Genomic DNA, 14,968 nt, shown 5'->3' on the forward strand with positions numbered 1-14,968 from the left:
AGATGAGATTTCCCATTGCGCAAGCAAGTAAGATCCCTCAAAGACGATGAGGTAGATAGGTTCGGGGTGGAAGCGCGGCGACGCGTGCAGCTGACGAATACTAATCGATCGAGGACTTAACCAACACAGTTGTTTTCACCTGTCGCATATCCAGTTTTGAGGGCGCAAGCACTCAAAAAATAGTCCAGTGACGATGGCAAAGAGGCCACACCCGTTCCCATCTCGAACACGGAAGTTAAGCTCTTTTGCGCCGATGGTAGTTGGGGGTTTCCCCCTGTGAGAGTAGGACGTCGCTGGTCTGTTTTTTTTTGGTCCCGTGGTGTAGCGGTTAACATGCCTGCCTGTCACGCAGGAGATCGCCGGTTCGATCCCGGTCGGGACCGTATTTCAAGAATAAACACAGCGATCCCGCTGTGTTTATTTTTTTTGTATTTCTATCGCTAATTAGAAAAGAATAATTGGTTCTTTTGCCAAATGGGCTTTTGAAGAAAGATATTTTGATTTACTGCTATTTCTTCGCTAAACTATGTTAAGACTCAAACGAGGTGACAGGCTAAATGATTTATACAATAGAAGTTAATTCTCCAGAAGAAACGGAAGAGTTTGCAGCCAAACTTGCGGGCTTTCTGCAGCCGCAGGACCTTTTAACATTGGAAGGAGACCTTGGCGCCGGCAAAACGACGTTCACGAAAGGGCTGGCCAAAGGGCTCGGAATTGCACGGATGGTGAATAGCCCGACGTTTACTATCTTGAAGCAATATGAAGGGGACTTGGATTTAAACCATTTTGATGTCTATCGTTTGGAAAACAGCGATGAAGACATCGGTTTTGAAGAACTCTTTGAAAGCGAGGCAGTTTCCGTGGTTGAATGGGCCTCCTTTATTGAAGAATACTTACCGAAAGAACGGCTGCAAATTGTCATTACCCGGCGTGCTGAAGAGAGCCGGAGCATTGAGCTTCATCCCGTGGGCAGCCGATATGAAACTTTGTGCAAGGAGCTAAACTTATCATGATTTATTTAGGCATCGATACATCAAATTCTCCATCGGCCATTGCGCTGATGTCAGGCGATACCGTTCTAATAGAGGAAATCACCAATTTAAAAATCAATCATTCACTAACGGCTATGCCGGCTATTGAAGAAATGATGAAAAAAGCCAAAGTCACTCCGAAAGATTTAACACATATTGCGGTGGCTGAAGGACCGGGTTCTTATACCGGCGTCCGCATTGGACTGACGATTGCCAAGACGCTTGCCTGGTCATTAAAATTGCCTTTGCATATGGTTTCAAGTTTAAAAGTACTGGCAGCAAACGGGCAGTATTTTGATGGGCTTATTTGCCCCGTTATGGATGCGCGTCGCGGCACTGCGTTTACTGGGTTATACGACGGAAAAACCCTGGAACCAGTCATTGAGGATCAGCACAGCAACTTTAAAGAGTTTTTAATGAAAGCTGAAGCATTGAATAAACCGATATTGTTTACGGGGGTTGATGTTTCCATCCACGAAGAAACCATCCGGGAAGTATTGGGCAGCCAGGCATTTTTCGCGGCGCCTCAGAACCGTTTGCCGCGTGCTTCGAATTTGATCATGCTGGCCAAAGATGTTCCGGCAGCAGATATCCACCACGCGGTTCCAGAATATCAGCGCATTACGGAAGCTGAAGCGAATTATATCAAAAGCCAGGAAGGGCAAAGCTCATGAGTGATGATGTGATTTTCCGCAAAATGACGGTAAAAGACATTGATGAAGTGTACGAAATTGAAAAACTTTCGTTTACCTTGCCTTGGACAAAAGAATCTTTTTATTATGAAATGCTGCATAACGAAAACGCTTATTACGTAGTTGCAGAAACCGAAAAAGGAATTGTCGGCTATTGCGGCATGTGGCTCATCCTAGACGAAAGCCATGTGACGAATATTGCGATTCTCCCGGATGAACGCGGCAAAAAACTGGGCGAACGCTTGATGCGGGCAGCCATAGATACTGCAAAAGCGCACGGAGCTGTACTGATGACTTTAGAAGCAAGAGTCAGCAATCATGTCGCGCAAAATCTGTACCGGAAATTAGGATTTCAAAATGGTGGCATCCGGAAACGGTATTATACCGATAACCTGGAAGATGCCATAGTGATGTGGGTGAATTTTAATGAGTAAAGATATTTATGTATTGGGAATTGAAACGAGCTGCGACGAAACCGCCGCTTCCATTGTGAAAAACGGACGGGAAATCGTTTCAAATGTTGTGGCTTCGCAAATCGAAAGCCATAAACGCTTCGGTGGAGTAGTGCCTGAAATCGCTTCACGCCATCACGTGGAACAGATTACACTGGTAATCGAAGAAGCGCTTCAGCGCGCCCAAATGGAGCCGCAAGAGCTGGATGCAGTCGCGGTAACCGAAGGACCGGGATTGGTTGGTGCCTTGTTGATCGGCGTTAATGCGGCAAAGGCATTTGCGTTTGCCAATAGCCTGCCGCTTGTTGGCGTCCATCATATTGCCGGGCATATTTATGCCAACCGCCTCGAGCAGGAAATGGAGTTTCCTTTGCTTGCTTTAGTGATTTCCGGTGGACATACGGAACTGGTCTATATGAAAGAACACGGCAGTTTTGAAGTGATTGGGGAAACGCGTGATGATGCAGCAGGGGAAGCGTATGACAAAGTGGCAAGAACCTTGAATCTGCCTTATCCAGGCGGGCCTCACATTGACCGCTTGGCGCACGCCAGCGACGGTGCGATTGATTTCCCGCGGGTATGGCTTGAAGAAGGATCGTATGATTTCAGTTTCAGCGGTTTGAAGTCTGCTGTGCTGAATTATATGCACAATGCCAAACAGCGCGGAGAAGTAGTGCCGCCTGAACACGTCGCTGCCGGGTTCCAAAACAGTGTCGTCGAAGTGGTAACAGCGAAAGCGCTGCGAGCTGCGGAGCAGTACAAGGTGCGCCAAGTCATCGCAGCGGGCGGCGTGGCAGCCAACAAAGGGCTCAGAACGTCTTTGTCTGCAGCGTTTGAACAGAAAGGCATTCCGTTCTTCATCCCGCCTCTTTCTTTATGTACGGACAACGCAGCCATGATTGCCGCAGCTGGTACCGTCATGTTCGAAAAAGGCATTACAGGGAATATGGCCATGAATGGCCGGCCAGGAATGGTCTTGTCTTCCTGGGGATAAATAATTTGTCCTTGAGAAAAGCCAACATGTATAAATAAACTATTAAAGTTCAAAAAAAGCTCAGTTGACTCCTGAAAAGGAATGGCAACTGGGCTTTTTTTCTGTTTTCAGATATTTCATTACACAAAAAATACGTTCTTTGTCAATAGAGAACATTTGTACTTATGCACAATTTGTGTATAACATGTTCATAACTTTCTGAAAAACAGCCTTAATTCTATATCTTGTGTACTAGTTACGGGAAAACTTTGTGGACAATAAATAAAATGCCTGTGGATAATGTGGAAAAGACTGTTGATAGTTGATTTAATAAGTAGAGGCTTGTGCGCAACTTTGTGGAAATAAAAATTTGCCAAAAAGGTATTGACCTATATATAGAAAAAGAAAAAACCGCATACAATAGTATGCGGTTAACTATGGACTTTTTCAAGCTTTTCTTGCAATTCGAGCCAAAATAACATTTTTTCTTCATGCGCTTCTTTGAGTCCGTCCAACTGGCTTTGGAGCGGCAAGACTTTCTCGTGGTCCTGGAAGATTTCAGGCTGGCACAGCAATTCTTCGACTTCGGCGATTTGCTGATCGAGCTGCTCCATTTCCTGTTCGGTTTCTTCAGATTGGCGCAGCAGCTGGCGTTCCAGTTTTTTAGCTTCTTTATTGATCTGGGAAGTGGTGGCAACGGGAACCGTTTTGGCGACGGTCGCTTTTTCAGCTTCTTCCAGTGCCTGCAGCTCTTCGGTCTCCAGTTTCTTTTCCACGTAATAGTCGTAGTTGCCCAAATACTCGGTCGTGCCGTCCCGGGTCAATTCCACCACTTTTGTTGAAAGGCGGTTCATAAAGTAACGGTCGTGGGAAACGAATAGGATCGTGCCCGGATAATCGAGCAAGGCATTTTCCAGCACTTCTTTGCTGTCGAGGTCCAAGTGGTTGGTCGGCTCATCCAAAAGCAGCACATTGGCTTTTTGCATCATCAGCTTAGCGAGTGCCACCCGGGCTTTTTCGCCGCCTGACAAGGTGGAAATTGGTTTTAGGACATCGTCCCCTGTAAAAAGGAAGCGGCCAAGAATGCCGCGGATGTCTTTTTCATTAACATGCGGGTAATCATCCCATAACTCATTCAGAACAAGCTTATTGCCTTTTAAGTTGGCTTGTTCTTGGTCGTAGTAGCCGAACTGGATGCCGGTGCCGTAATGGATGGTACCGGCAAGCGGCTCTAATTCTTTCATGATGGTTTTCAGCAAAGTCGATTTGCCGACACCGTTGGGCCCGACGAGCGCGAGGCTGTCCTGGCGGTACAATTTCAAGGCAATGTTTTGCGAAACGGGCTGGCCGCCATAGCCGATGGCGAGCGACTGGACATTCAGCACGTCGTTGCCGCTTTGCTTTGCAATGGTGAAACCGAAGCGGGCGGATTTCTCGTCGCCGTCCGGCGCATCCATCCAGTCGGTTTTCTCAAGTACCCGCCGGCGGCTTTGCGCCATTTTGGTGGTGGAAGCACGAACCAGGTTGCGCTGGACGTAATCTTCCAGTTTCGCTTTTTCGCTTTGCTGTTTCTCAAACTGCTTCAAGTCGAGTTCATATTGCTTTGCTTTTTCGTCGAGGTAGCGGCTGTAGTTGCCCGTATACTTTTTAACGCGGTGGCGCGATACTTCGTAGACAAGTGTTACGACTTGATCGAGGAAATAGCGGTCATGCGAAACGATGAGAATTGCACCCGGGTAGTTCTTCAGGTAATTCTCAAGCCAGCTCAGCGTTTCAATATCCAAGTGGTTGGTCGGCTCATCCAAAATCAGGAGCTGGGGTTTGCTGAGAAGCAGTTTCGCCAGCATCAGGCGTGTTTTCTGGCCGCCGGATAACGACACCACTTTTTTGTCGTAGTCTTCCGGATAGAATTTCATGCCGTGGAGAATGGCGCGTGTATCGGCTTCAAACTGATAGCCGCCGGCATCCTTGAAATCGTGCTGCAAAGTATCGTATTCTTTCATGACTTTTTCGTATTGGACGGCATCGTCGTAGACAGCTGGATCGGCCATTTGGGCTTCCAGTTCCCGAAGTTTTGCTTCCTGTTCACGGAAATGACTAAAAATCGTCATCATTTCGTCCCAGATGGTCGCTTCCGATTCGAGGTCGGTTTGCTGTTCCAAATAACCGATGGTCAGATCTTTCGGCATGATGATGTCGCCGCTGTCGTATGACATTTCACCGGAAATGATCTTCAGCAAAGTCGACTTTCCTGCGCCGTTGCGGCCCACGAGTGCAACGCGGTCGCGGTGTTGGACTTCCAATTTGACGCCGGCGAGAATCTCATCGGCGCCAAACGATTTATGGACTTGGTTAACTTGTAATACTATCATGTGGGTCACCTCTATTCCTCTTAAGTGTAGCCGATGGACGTATTGTTCGCAATCAAGCCAGCTTTACATATCGGGCCGCCTCAGGTAAGATAAAATCGATTTGATTCACTATCCATAGACGCAGGGGAAAAAGAATCCCCAGTGAATCGTTAGACGACCGCAGGAGGTAACGTTGCATGTTACACGAACCATCAAAAATTCCACAAGCCACAACGAAACGGTTGCCGCTTTATTACCGCTTCCTCCAGAATTTCGCGAATGCCGGACAAAAACGGATTTCTTCGCAGGAATTAAGTGAAGCAATGAAAATCGATTCGGCTACAATACGCCGTGACTTTTCCCATTTAGGCGCTTTGGGCAAAAAAGGGTACGGCTACGATGTTCAAGACCTATTGGCGTTTTTCCGCAAAACACTTGACCAGGACGAAGCGACCAATGTGGCGCTGATCGGCGTCGGGAATTTGGGAAGCGCATTTTTAAAGTATAATTTCCAGCGCAACCACAACACGAAAATCGTGTTGGCATTCGACTCGAATTCACCTCTTGAAGGGGAGAAAATCAGCGAAATCGATACTTTCCATCCCGACCGGATTGAAGAGAAAATCGAGGAATACGGGATCGAACTGGTGATTTTGACGGTTCCTTCGCGTTCGGCCCAGGAAGTTACGGACCGCCTGGCGAAAACGAATATCAAAGGCATCTTGAATTTTACGCCTGTCCGTATTTCGGTGCCGGACCATATCCGTGTGCAGACGATTGATTTATCGGTCGAACTGCAGACCTTGATCTACCAAATCAAACAGCATTGAAAAAACCTTCCGCCGAAAGTAGTTCGGGGAAGGTTTTTTTGTTGGCCGGCTGAAACAGCCAGTCCATTTTTATTGTAAATTTTCAAGCTGCTTCAGGAAGTTCTGGATCTTTTCCATATTCAATTGAAGAATCATTACAAACCCGTTGAGCATCACGTGTGCAATAATCGGCGTAATGATCCGCTTCGTTTTCTGGTAAAGAAAAGCGAGGACGAGTCCTGTCGAGAAGTAAATCAGCAAGTGGCTGAATTCCAGATGCACCGCGGCGAATACAAGTGCACTGACAGCGGTGGCGAGAAAGAAATTGGTGGTCTGGTTCAGCGACCCGAATATGACGCGGCGGAACACAAGCTCTTCCAGCACGGGACCGAAAAAGACGACGGCCAGGAGAGCCCATGGAACGACTTCAACCAATTTGGTGATGTTCGCGGTGTTTTCAGATCCCGGAGAAATTCCGAATAGCTGCACTTCAATCAATGCCGCAATGATTTGGGCAAAGTAGAGAAGGAAGAAACCAAGAACGCCCCAGCCGATTGCTCCGAGCAGGCTGGCTTTTTTGCCTTTCCAAATATTGAAGAACTGCTTGTCCGGTAGAATAAGGATCATGGCCGCAATAAACCCGATACCCATCGTCAAGACAACCAGCCAACCGGAAGTGCTGGCTGCCGCAGTCGCTTCGTCCATGCCTTGGCCGCGGAAATAATTAAGTGTCGGCGTTATAAATAAAATCGGTGCAAGCTGCACGAGGATAAAAATCAACAAAATATAGAGTGGCGTTTTTTTGCCTTTTCGGCTCGCTTTGACACTATAGCTGGAACGGCCTGTATCAGCTTTTGCTTTGAATTTCATTTTCATAAAGCGGATTTCCTTTCGTTTAACAGATTACTTTCATTGTAGAGGTTTCAAAACGGAACCGCAAAGAATAAAAAAAAGTGAATGTTTAGACTTGCAAACGGCAGGGGATTTTATTAAACTGAGAAGTGGGTTAGCACTCTAGGTGTTAGAGTGCTAATGTGGAATATTTAGATAATCTGAGGAGGGTGTTTCAATTGTTAAGACCATTAGGAGATCGCGTTATTATTGAGCTTATCGAAGCAGAAGAAAAGACTTCAAGCGGAATCGTATTGCCGGGTTCGGCACAGGAAAAACCGCAGGAAGGCAAAGTGATCGCTGTAGGTAATGGAGTTATCCGTGACAATGGGCAGCGCACTGAACTGGAAGTCCAAGAAGGCGACCGGATCATCTTCTCAAAATACGCAGGCACTGAACTTAAATATGAAGGCAAAGAATATTTGATCTTACGCGAAAACGATATTTTAGCGGTATTGGGCTAAAATTACAGCTTGATATTCCGTAAACCAGCTGCGCTTGCCGCGGGCGAGCGCCAAGCCGCTTCGTCGTTACGCTCCTGCAGGGTCTCAGCTTTCTCGCTATCCCGCAGGCGTCTCCGCTGGTTTACTCCATATCATTGCACAAAAATAAATAATAATGGTAATTAATATAGAGGAGGAAACTATTCATGGCTAAAGAAATTAAATTCAGCGAAGATGCACGCAGTTTGATGGCTGCTGGTGTTGATAAATTAGCAGATGCAGTAAAAGTGACGCTTGGGCCAAAAGGGCGCAACGTGGTACTTGAGAAGAAATTCGGTTCACCTCTTATCACCAACGACGGTGTAACGATTGCAAAAGAAATCGAGCTTGAAAACGCATTTGAAAACATGGGTGCGAAATTGGTGGCAGAAGTCGCTTCTAAAACGAACGACATCGCAGGTGACGGTACGACAACTGCAACGGTTCTGGCGCAAGCTATGATCCGTGAAGGCTTGAAGAACGTAACTGCAGGCGCTAACCCTGTCGGCATCCGCCGCGGGATTGAAATGGCTGTAGAAAGCGCTGTTGAAGGCTTGAAAGCTGTTTCCCAGCAAATCGAAGGCAAAGAATCGATTGCGCAAGTTGCAGCGATTTCTTCTGGAGACGCTGAAGTCGGAAACTTGATCGCTGAAGCAATGGAGCGCGTTGGCAACGATGGCGTTATCACTTTGGAAGAATCACGCGGCTTCACAACTGAACTGGATGTAGTCGAAGGGATGCAATTCGACCGCGGATACCAGTCTCCTTACATGGTAACAGATTCTGAGAAAATGGAAGCTGTCCTGGACAACCCATTCATCTTGGTAACAGATAAGAAAATCGGCAACATCCAGGAAATCCTTCCTGTGTTGGAGCAGGTTGTACAACAAAGCAAACCGCTATTGATCGTTGCGGAAGACGTTGAAGGCGAAGCACTTGCTACATTAGTAGTGAACAAATTGCGTGGAACATTCAATGCAGTGGCTGTTAAAGCTCCTGGATTCGGTGACCGCCGCAAAGCAATGCTTGAAGACATCGCAACATTGACTGGCGCTGAAGTGATCACGGAAGATCTTGGCCTTGAGCTGAAAACGACCAACATCACACAACTTGGCCGCGCTTCTAAAGTGGTTGTTTCGAAAGAAAACACAACCATTGTTGAAGGTGCCGGAGACCAAGCGAAAATCGTTGGCCGCGTATCGCAAATCCGCAGCCAATTGGAAGAAACAACTTCTGAATTCGACAAAGAGAAATTGCAGGAGCGTCTGGCAAAACTTGCTGGCGGTGTTGCAGTCATCAAAGTCGGAGCAGCTACTGAAACTGAGTTGAAAGAACGCAAACTTCGCATTGAAGATGCATTGAACGCAACTCGCGCAGCAGTTGAAGAAGGAATCGTTGCCGGCGGTGGTACAGCGCTTGTCAACGTATACAACAAAGTAGCTGAACTTCTTGAAACGCAAGAAGGCGACATTGCTACAGGCGTTAACATCGTTCTTCGTGCTTTGGAAGAGCCGGTTCGCCAAATCGCAACAAACGCAGGCCTTGAAGGATCGATCATCGTTCACCGCCTGAAATCAGAAGAAGTCGGCATCGGCTTCAACGCTGCTAACGGCCAATGGGTCAACATGCTTGCAGAAGGAATCGTTGACCCAACTAAAGTGACGCGTTCAGCACTTCAAAACGCAGCTTCTGTTGCAGCTATGTTCCTGACAACTGAAGCAGTTGTTGCAGATATCCCAGAACCAGCAGCACCAATGGGCGGAATGCCTGATATGGGCGGCATGGGCGGCATGATGTAATTCACATTCCGAAAACCTCGGCAAACCGAGGTTTTCGGTTTTTTTGTTTTGTGGAGCCACAAAAAATAAATGAAGTTCATCCTAAAAAGATAGCCAATAAAATGGCTGTCTTTTTATTTGTTTAAATAGGATTGTTAATGGAAAAGAGGTGGTATAGAATAAGAACAAGTGTTCTTATTTTGACAGGAGGTAATTAGTGTGGGAATTAAGAAGCAATTAAGAGGGATGGAAAACCATAGGAAGCTCAAGTGGCAAGGCATGTTGTTAAATGAACCTGTAAAGATGCGGCGAGAAGAAGTGGGAGAAGATAAACCGATGCCTCAACCAAAATTAGATGTATATGACCTGCAACTGATCCAGGAAGAATTGAAATTGGCCCTTAAACGCCGATGCAATGTCATTATCCATACGTGGAAGGACGGCAAAGTGACCAGGCATTATGGCACGATTTTAAGTATTGATCAGACTGCTAACATACTTACCTATGCAGATCCATTTAAGGACCGCACATTAAATCCGGCCGAGATTGTATCAGTGAATATCGTCGATTAAAGAGAATTCTTTGTACAGCTAATCAAGTAGGTATGGGGGAATGGCGGAAAAAGCGATGGCTTAATTTAAATTGCTGAGAAAGCGCAGCAATAATCTCGGAATGAATAAAATGACATTCCAGACGATGCTAAGAATGGCTTCAATAAATAACGTGAAACTAAATTCCGAAATTAATTCCACAAACCAATTGTCTCTTAGTTTTCTTTTCTTTTTCTTAACCTCCATAATTAGCACTCCATTTCCTTTATAAATTCTGCTGCAGCAAATCGCTTTATTAAGAGTACTTATCGTGAAATCCTATTTCTTCCAGTATACCTGATTTCGCAAAATCAGCGATATATAGAAAAGAAATTTTTTGCTTACTCAAACTGCTGCTATAAATCGATGGACAAATCGCGCCACTTTCCACAAACGCACGAGTCATGTAAACTAGTTAAAGTTAATGGGAAATAAAATGGCAGCACAACGAAAATTGATATTTTTATTTTGGAGATAGATATAGAGAAGATGATTGGATGAAGGGCTCATTCTTCGTCCCGCAACGAAAGGATTGGAAGGTAGAGATGAAAGAAAATTTTTGGCTCGATTTGCCGCGGCCGTTTTTTATTCTGGCGCCAATGGAAGAAGTCACGAATGTGGTGTTCCGCAAAGTGGTGGCGAAAGCGGCTCGGCCGGATGTGTTTTTTACGGAGTTTACGAATACGGAAAGCTACTGCAACCCGGACGGGGTTTTCAGTGAAGAAGGGCGCTTGACGTTTGAAGAAGATGAACAGCCAATTGTCGCGCATATATGGGGGAACATTCCTGAGCAATTCCGGGAGATGAGCATCGGAATGGCGAAGCGGGGCTTTAAAGGCATCGACATCAATATGGGCTGTCCGGTAGGGAACGTGGCTGCGAAAGGCAAAGGAAGCGGCATGATCCGCTATCCGGATAACGCAGCAGAAGTTATCCAAGCTGCCAAAGCGGGCGGCTTGCCGGTCAGTGTGAAGACACGGCTTGGCTATACGGATGTCGAGGAGTGGAAAGGCTGGCTGACCCATGTCTTGGAACAGGACATCGCCAATTTATCGATCCACCTGCGCACCAAGAAAGAAATGAGCGCTGTCCCGGCGCACTGGGAACTGATTCCGGAAATTAAGAAGCTCCGGGACGAAGTAGCGCCTCATACCTTATTGACGATTAACGGAGATATTCCGGATTACCAAACCGGTGTGGAACTTGCCGAAAAATACGGCATTGACGGTGTTATGATCGGCCGTGGGATTTTCCAGAATCCGTTCGCCTTTGAAAAAGAGCCGCGCGAGCACAGCTCTGAAGAAATGCTGGACCTGTTAAAGCTGCACCTGGATTTGCATGACAAATATTCCACTGAAAAAGAGCCTCTGCCGTTCCGGCCGCTGCGCCGTTTCTTCAAGATTTATGTCAGTGAAATACCGGATGCTGATGAACTGAAAACCCAATTATTAAAGACGGATTCGACGGATGAAGTGCGGGCATTGCTTCACGAGTTTGAGCAGCGAGTAGCAGTGGGCTGAAAAAAGCCCATCACCAAATCGCAGCAAAGCAGGTTTGGAAAGTGTTGTCGTAATTTATTCGCAAGGCGAGCTCTTGATAGTTAAGTTGTTATAATTCAAGCGCTTTATACGCTTACAACTTCACTCCTAATAAACGAAAATGGCATATTTATTTTTAGAAAAGGTCTTTCAGCAGTCGGCTAAACTGTTGAAAGGCCTTTTCTTTCGATTTCTTGGCATCCTGGACAGCGTTGCAATAAGATTGGAGAAGCCGTTCAACGGACGTTTCAATATTGTTAAGGATGCTTTTGGAAAATCTATTAGTTGAAATTTCATGGTATAGTAGTTCCTTGGTAGAACAGATTTGAGAAGCCGTTCAGTGTTAGAATAGATTGATGTGTTTTCAACGTAAACTTGATCATAGTGAGGTATAAAATGAATAAAAAAGCGAAAATACTGGTAGCAGCACTTGCGGTATTAGTTATAGCCGGCGCGAGTTATTTCCTATTTATTAAAGAACAAAACCATAAAAACGAACAAAGCGAAATCGTATCAGACAACAATGATTACAAATTGAATGGTGCTTTGGTATACAAGAAGGATTCTTTGGATTCGATTTCTCCAATCAAAGACCATTACGCACAGACCTTGGCGATCAATGCGAACGTCGAATACATCGATACGGATTCTTTAAATGAAGAAGCGATAATGGACAAAGATTTTATACATATGCACGATTCAATCGAGAAGGATTCCTTAGATTTGAACGTGATCGAAGAATACCTGGAGTCAGGTGGAGTGGTTCTTTTAAATTCGGATTCAACGAATGAATCGCTGAATAGTCTTGCCGGGATAAAAGGAATCAGTAAAACTTCCTTAAGTAAGGACAATGAAGTATCAATGGAAATACATGACGATCATATCGAAAGTCTTTCTGAGATAGGTTATCAATTCATCGAACACAACCTGGAGTGGGGAAATGAAGAATTAAGTTTTAATCAAATAGAAGTAAATGAAGCAGATATTTTATTGGAAATATCGGAAAAACCGATGGTTGTAAAAAAAGAGATAGGAAAAGGCAAAATACTCGTACTCTCCGATCTTTTTTTGGATTATGACAGCTATATCACGGGCTATGATTTTAAAGAAAGAGATGAAGACAATCCATACTACAGCTTTTTCAATTCCACTTTTAACCAAAAGACGGTTGATGGGCTTTTAGAGTACCTTTCCTTGGAAAAGTACGGCGTAGCCTTTCTGAAAACGCAAGGGCCTTATGGCAGACCGGGCCTTGCGTGGCAAAACCACTATGAAGTATCCGATTCGATTAAACACAAAGAGGCTGTGGAATGGGGAGAACTGCTTAAAGCAGAAAACCAGGTTCCCACCATATCACTGGTTCGAGGTGCATACAACTGGGGGGAATGGTATGGCTCTTTGTCTTACCACAAAAATACCGGCACAGATGCTAAGCCGGTTTTTGTCGGAGAAGAGCTCGACTCGTTTTATTCTTTTGGCACCAAGCTTAAAGATACGGAAGGCAGTCCTCTGACTTTTGGAAAGCTGGATACGTATAGAAGTTATTACGAGAAATTCGAAACGGATCATCGAACATATCCACAAATGATAGATGGGGATAATGACGGAGAGTATGATTTGATTGTGGGTACAGATTCAGGAGAAATTCTTTATTTCAAAAATGAAAACGCCAAGTTTCAGTTGGAAAAACCGCTCTATGAAGGACCGCTGGATTTAGGAACGAAGTTGTCGATCGGGCTGGAAACGGAAATGAGCTTGGAAGATGGCTTGTTCTTGGTTGGAAATCTGGAAGGCAGCATTTTCAAACTCACTGGATACAATGAAGTGAAGCATGCATTTATGGAAGCTTCCCCATTAGCGGATCGTAATGGTTTGCCGATTCAAACCGATTCAATGGCAGCACCAGCCGTCGGGGATCTTAATGACGATGGCCAGGCGGACATAGTGGTTGGAAATCGTTCGGGAAGCCTGGATATTTATTTGTCGACAGAAGACGGGTACGAACTGTCCGAAACCATCGATGAATCACTTGGGCAAAATTTAGCTCCTGGGGTAGGGGATTATAATTCGGATGGACAGAACGATATTTTAGTCGGAAATCACGACGGGGACATCCACATCCTGATCAATAATGGAGAAAGTGATTTCACTTATCAAGGGACCGTGGAAACCGAGCAGAAAAACATCTATGGCAAAAACACGATCTACACGGGCAAGAATACAGTTCCATTGATCGTTGATTTCAATAAAGACGGTGTCCAGGATATTGTGACCGGAGAACTGTCGTTTTCGTCGGTTGCAGATATCACTTCGGAGCAATTCCCGTACAAGAAAGAATTAAAGGAAACGGTCGATTATCTGCAAAGCAATCACCTGCCTATATTGCCTCATTTATATTCCCATAGTTACAAAGATGATGCGTTGGAGAAGGAAGAGTACGCAAGGCATAAAGAGGTTTTTGAGGAATTGGGCATTCCATGGGAGCATGTCGGCACCAATCAGCATACGTGGAGAGTAAACGTTGAGCATCCGGAACAAACATTCAACAATCAGATAGACGAAAACGTCTATTACAACTTCGGCTTCAAGACGCCGAATAATCCGGGGGACCCAAGTTTTGTCTTGAATTACTTATGGCCGAATCTATGGATGTATAAGAACGGAGAGGGCGGTTCTATGGCGCTGTCTACGCCTTCGCCCATGATTACGATGTTTCCTGGAGTCCATAGAGAGCTGGCATTGTATGATATGCCGATCATCTTCTTCGAGCACATTGAAAATAAGGTCTATGATCGGGAATTGGCTCCTCAGTTAAGAGCGATGATGGACGAAATCAATTATATTCGGGAGAACCATAATTATGTATTCTTGACCGAAGAACAAATGGCTCAGTCATTTATCAACAATATCGAAACGGATTACCAGATTTCCATCCAATCTGATAAAATAGTGTTAAATAGAGATACTTCTGATGTGCCGGAGGAATTGACAGGCTTATACAAAGAGGCTAATGGCGTAAAAGCGGTATTTTCGAAAAAAGCCACTCCCTTCTATTCGAACGAACTTATCCAATACACGGACGGCAATCAGCTGTTTATTGGATTCTTGACGGATACGGTTGAGTTATCCAAGTCGGAGAACGATCCTCATCCGTTCAACATCCTTTCTTCCAATAGTCCAGTAATTGTTGAAGGCGACGCCATCAAGATCAACAACTACGGCATGAAGCAAGTAGTCGTTGCGTCTGACAAGCCTTTGAGCATTAAAGGAGAAGAGCTGGATATCAAAGAAAAAAAGAACGATGCCAAACCATATACGTATGAAATAACCCATTGGGGCGAACCGGTTGATATTACGATAAGTGAGGAGGCCAACTAGGA

12 protein-coding genes, 1 tRNA gene and 2 rRNA genes are annotated in these 14,968 nt (G+C 45.3%); 13 read left to right on the plus strand and 2 right to left on the minus strand.

Annotated features, from left to right (window positions below; translation table 11 throughout):
• From HU147_RS09355 to tsaD, 7 genes are all read left to right on the plus strand, one after another.
• Positions 1-124: ribosomal RNA gene (locus HU147_RS09355) — 23S ribosomal RNA — on the plus strand; the annotation flags it as partial.
• 59 nt (positions 125-183) lie between these two features.
• Positions 184-299: ribosomal RNA gene (gene rrf / locus HU147_RS09360) — 5S ribosomal RNA — on the plus strand.
• Positions 300-310: 11 nt separating this feature from the next.
• Positions 311-383 (plus strand) — tRNA-Asp (locus HU147_RS09365).
• 174 nt (positions 384-557) lie between these two features.
• Positions 558-1,013: a tRNA (adenosine(37)-N6)-threonylcarbamoyltransferase complex ATPase subunit type 1 TsaE gene (tsaE, locus tag HU147_RS09370; protein ID WP_224075989.1), complete on the plus strand. Its 456-nt coding sequence runs from the start codon at positions 558-560 to the stop codon at positions 1,011-1,013.
• The gene (gene tsaB, locus HU147_RS09375) at positions 1,010-1,705 is read left to right on the plus strand and encodes a tRNA (adenosine(37)-N6)-threonylcarbamoyltransferase complex dimerization subunit type 1 TsaB (RefSeq protein ID WP_224075990.1); all 696 of its coding nucleotides are present in this window, start codon (positions 1,010-1,012) and stop codon (positions 1,703-1,705) included. The genes tsaE and tsaB overlap by 4 nt, the downstream gene beginning before the upstream one ends.
• Positions 1,702-2,157 carry a ribosomal protein S18-alanine N-acetyltransferase gene (rimI, locus tag HU147_RS09380; protein ID WP_224075991.1) on the plus strand — a complete coding sequence of 152 codons (456 nt, stop codon included), beginning with the start codon at positions 1,702-1,704 and terminating at the stop codon, positions 2,155-2,157. Before tsaB ends, rimI begins: the two co-directional genes overlap by 4 nt.
• The gene (tsaD, locus tag HU147_RS09385; RefSeq protein ID WP_224075992.1) at positions 2,150-3,169 is read left to right on the plus strand and encodes a tRNA (adenosine(37)-N6)-threonylcarbamoyltransferase complex transferase subunit TsaD; all 1,020 of its coding nucleotides are present in this window, start codon (positions 2,150-2,152) and stop codon (positions 3,167-3,169) included. Before rimI ends, tsaD begins: the two co-directional genes overlap by 8 nt.
• A 410-nt stretch (positions 3,170-3,579) precedes the next feature.
• Here tsaD and HU147_RS09390 read toward each other — a convergent pair whose 3' ends face one another.
• The gene (locus HU147_RS09390) at positions 3,580-5,520 is read right to left on the minus strand and encodes an ABC-F family ATP-binding cassette domain-containing protein (protein WP_224075993.1); all 1,941 of its coding nucleotides are present in this window, start codon (positions 5,518-5,520) and stop codon (positions 3,580-3,582) included.
• 176 nt (positions 5,521-5,696) lie between these two features.
• On the opposite strand from HU147_RS09390, the gene HU147_RS09395 reads away from it, so the two are divergent.
• Positions 5,697-6,329, plus strand: a complete 633-nt coding sequence (locus tag HU147_RS09395; protein WP_036812144.1) for a redox-sensing transcriptional repressor Rex — start codon at positions 5,697-5,699, stop codon at positions 6,327-6,329.
• Positions 6,330-6,398: 69 nt separating this feature from the next.
• Here HU147_RS09395 and HU147_RS09400 read toward each other — a convergent pair whose 3' ends face one another.
• Positions 6,399-7,184: a CPBP family intramembrane glutamic endopeptidase gene (locus HU147_RS09400; protein ID WP_224075994.1), complete on the minus strand. Its 786-nt coding sequence runs from the start codon at positions 7,182-7,184 to the stop codon at positions 6,399-6,401.
• A gap of 194 nt (positions 7,185-7,378) precedes the next feature.
• Here HU147_RS09400 and groES point away from each other — a divergent pair, with 194 nt between their 5' ends.
• From groES to HU147_RS09425, 5 genes are all read left to right on the plus strand, one after another.
• Entirely contained in the window at positions 7,379-7,663 is a 285-nt protein-coding gene (groES, locus tag HU147_RS09405) for a co-chaperone GroES (RefSeq protein ID WP_036812147.1), read from the plus strand.
• A 185-nt stretch (positions 7,664-7,848) separates the two neighbouring features.
• Positions 7,849-9,480, plus strand: a complete 1,632-nt coding sequence (gene groL / locus HU147_RS09410; protein ID WP_224075995.1) for a chaperonin GroEL — start codon at positions 7,849-7,851, stop codon at positions 9,478-9,480.
• Between the two features lie 198 nt (positions 9,481-9,678).
• Positions 9,679-10,032 (plus strand): YolD-like family protein, encoded by a 354-nt coding sequence (locus HU147_RS09415; protein WP_224075996.1) that lies wholly within the window; start codon positions 9,679-9,681, stop codon positions 10,030-10,032.
• 563 nt (positions 10,033-10,595) lie between these two features.
• Positions 10,596-11,570 (plus strand): tRNA dihydrouridine synthase, encoded by a 975-nt coding sequence (locus HU147_RS09420; RefSeq protein ID WP_224075997.1) that lies wholly within the window; start codon positions 10,596-10,598, stop codon positions 11,568-11,570.
• Positions 11,571-11,984: 414 nt separating this feature from the next.
• Positions 11,985-14,966: an FG-GAP repeat domain-containing protein gene (locus HU147_RS09425; protein ID WP_224075998.1), complete on the plus strand. Its 2,982-nt coding sequence runs from the start codon at positions 11,985-11,987 to the stop codon at positions 14,964-14,966.
• The last annotated feature ends 2 nt before the right edge of the window (positions 14,967-14,968 follow it).

Origin of the sequence: Planococcus chinensis, from assembly GCF_020071995.1 — a bacterium.
Classification (GTDB): Bacteria; Bacillota; Bacilli; order Bacillales_A; family Planococcaceae; genus Planococcus; species Planococcus chinensis_A.

Bases quoted from the DNA above. Each gene is read 5' to 3' on its own strand.
- HU147_RS09400 (WP_224075994.1), bottom strand. From the start codon at position 7,184: ATGAAAATGAAATTCAAAGCAAAAGCTGATACAGGCCGTTCCAGCTAT.
- HU147_RS09395 (WP_036812144.1), top strand. From the start codon at position 5,697: ATGTTACACGAACCATCAAAAATTCCACAAGCCACAACGAAACGGTTG.
- HU147_RS09390 (WP_224075993.1), bottom strand. From the start codon at position 5,520: ATGATAGTATTACAAGTTAACCAAGTCCATAAATCGTTTGGCGCCGAT.
- tsaE (WP_224075989.1), top strand. From the start codon at position 558: ATGATTTATACAATAGAAGTTAATTCTCCAGAAGAAACGGAAGAGTTT.
- rimI (WP_224075991.1), top strand. From the start codon at position 1,702: ATGAGTGATGATGTGATTTTCCGCAAAATGACGGTAAAAGACATTGAT.
- tsaD (WP_224075992.1), top strand. From the start codon at position 2,150: ATGAGTAAAGATATTTATGTATTGGGAATTGAAACGAGCTGCGACGAA.
- HU147_RS09420 (WP_224075997.1), top strand. From the start codon at position 10,596: ATGAAAGAAAATTTTTGGCTCGATTTGCCGCGGCCGTTTTTTATTCTG.
- HU147_RS09425 (WP_224075998.1), top strand. From the start codon at position 11,985: ATGAATAAAAAAGCGAAAATACTGGTAGCAGCACTTGCGGTATTAGTT.
- groL (WP_224075995.1), top strand. From the start codon at position 7,849: ATGGCTAAAGAAATTAAATTCAGCGAAGATGCACGCAGTTTGATGGCT.
- tsaB (WP_224075990.1), top strand. From the start codon at position 1,010: ATGATTTATTTAGGCATCGATACATCAAATTCTCCATCGGCCATTGCG.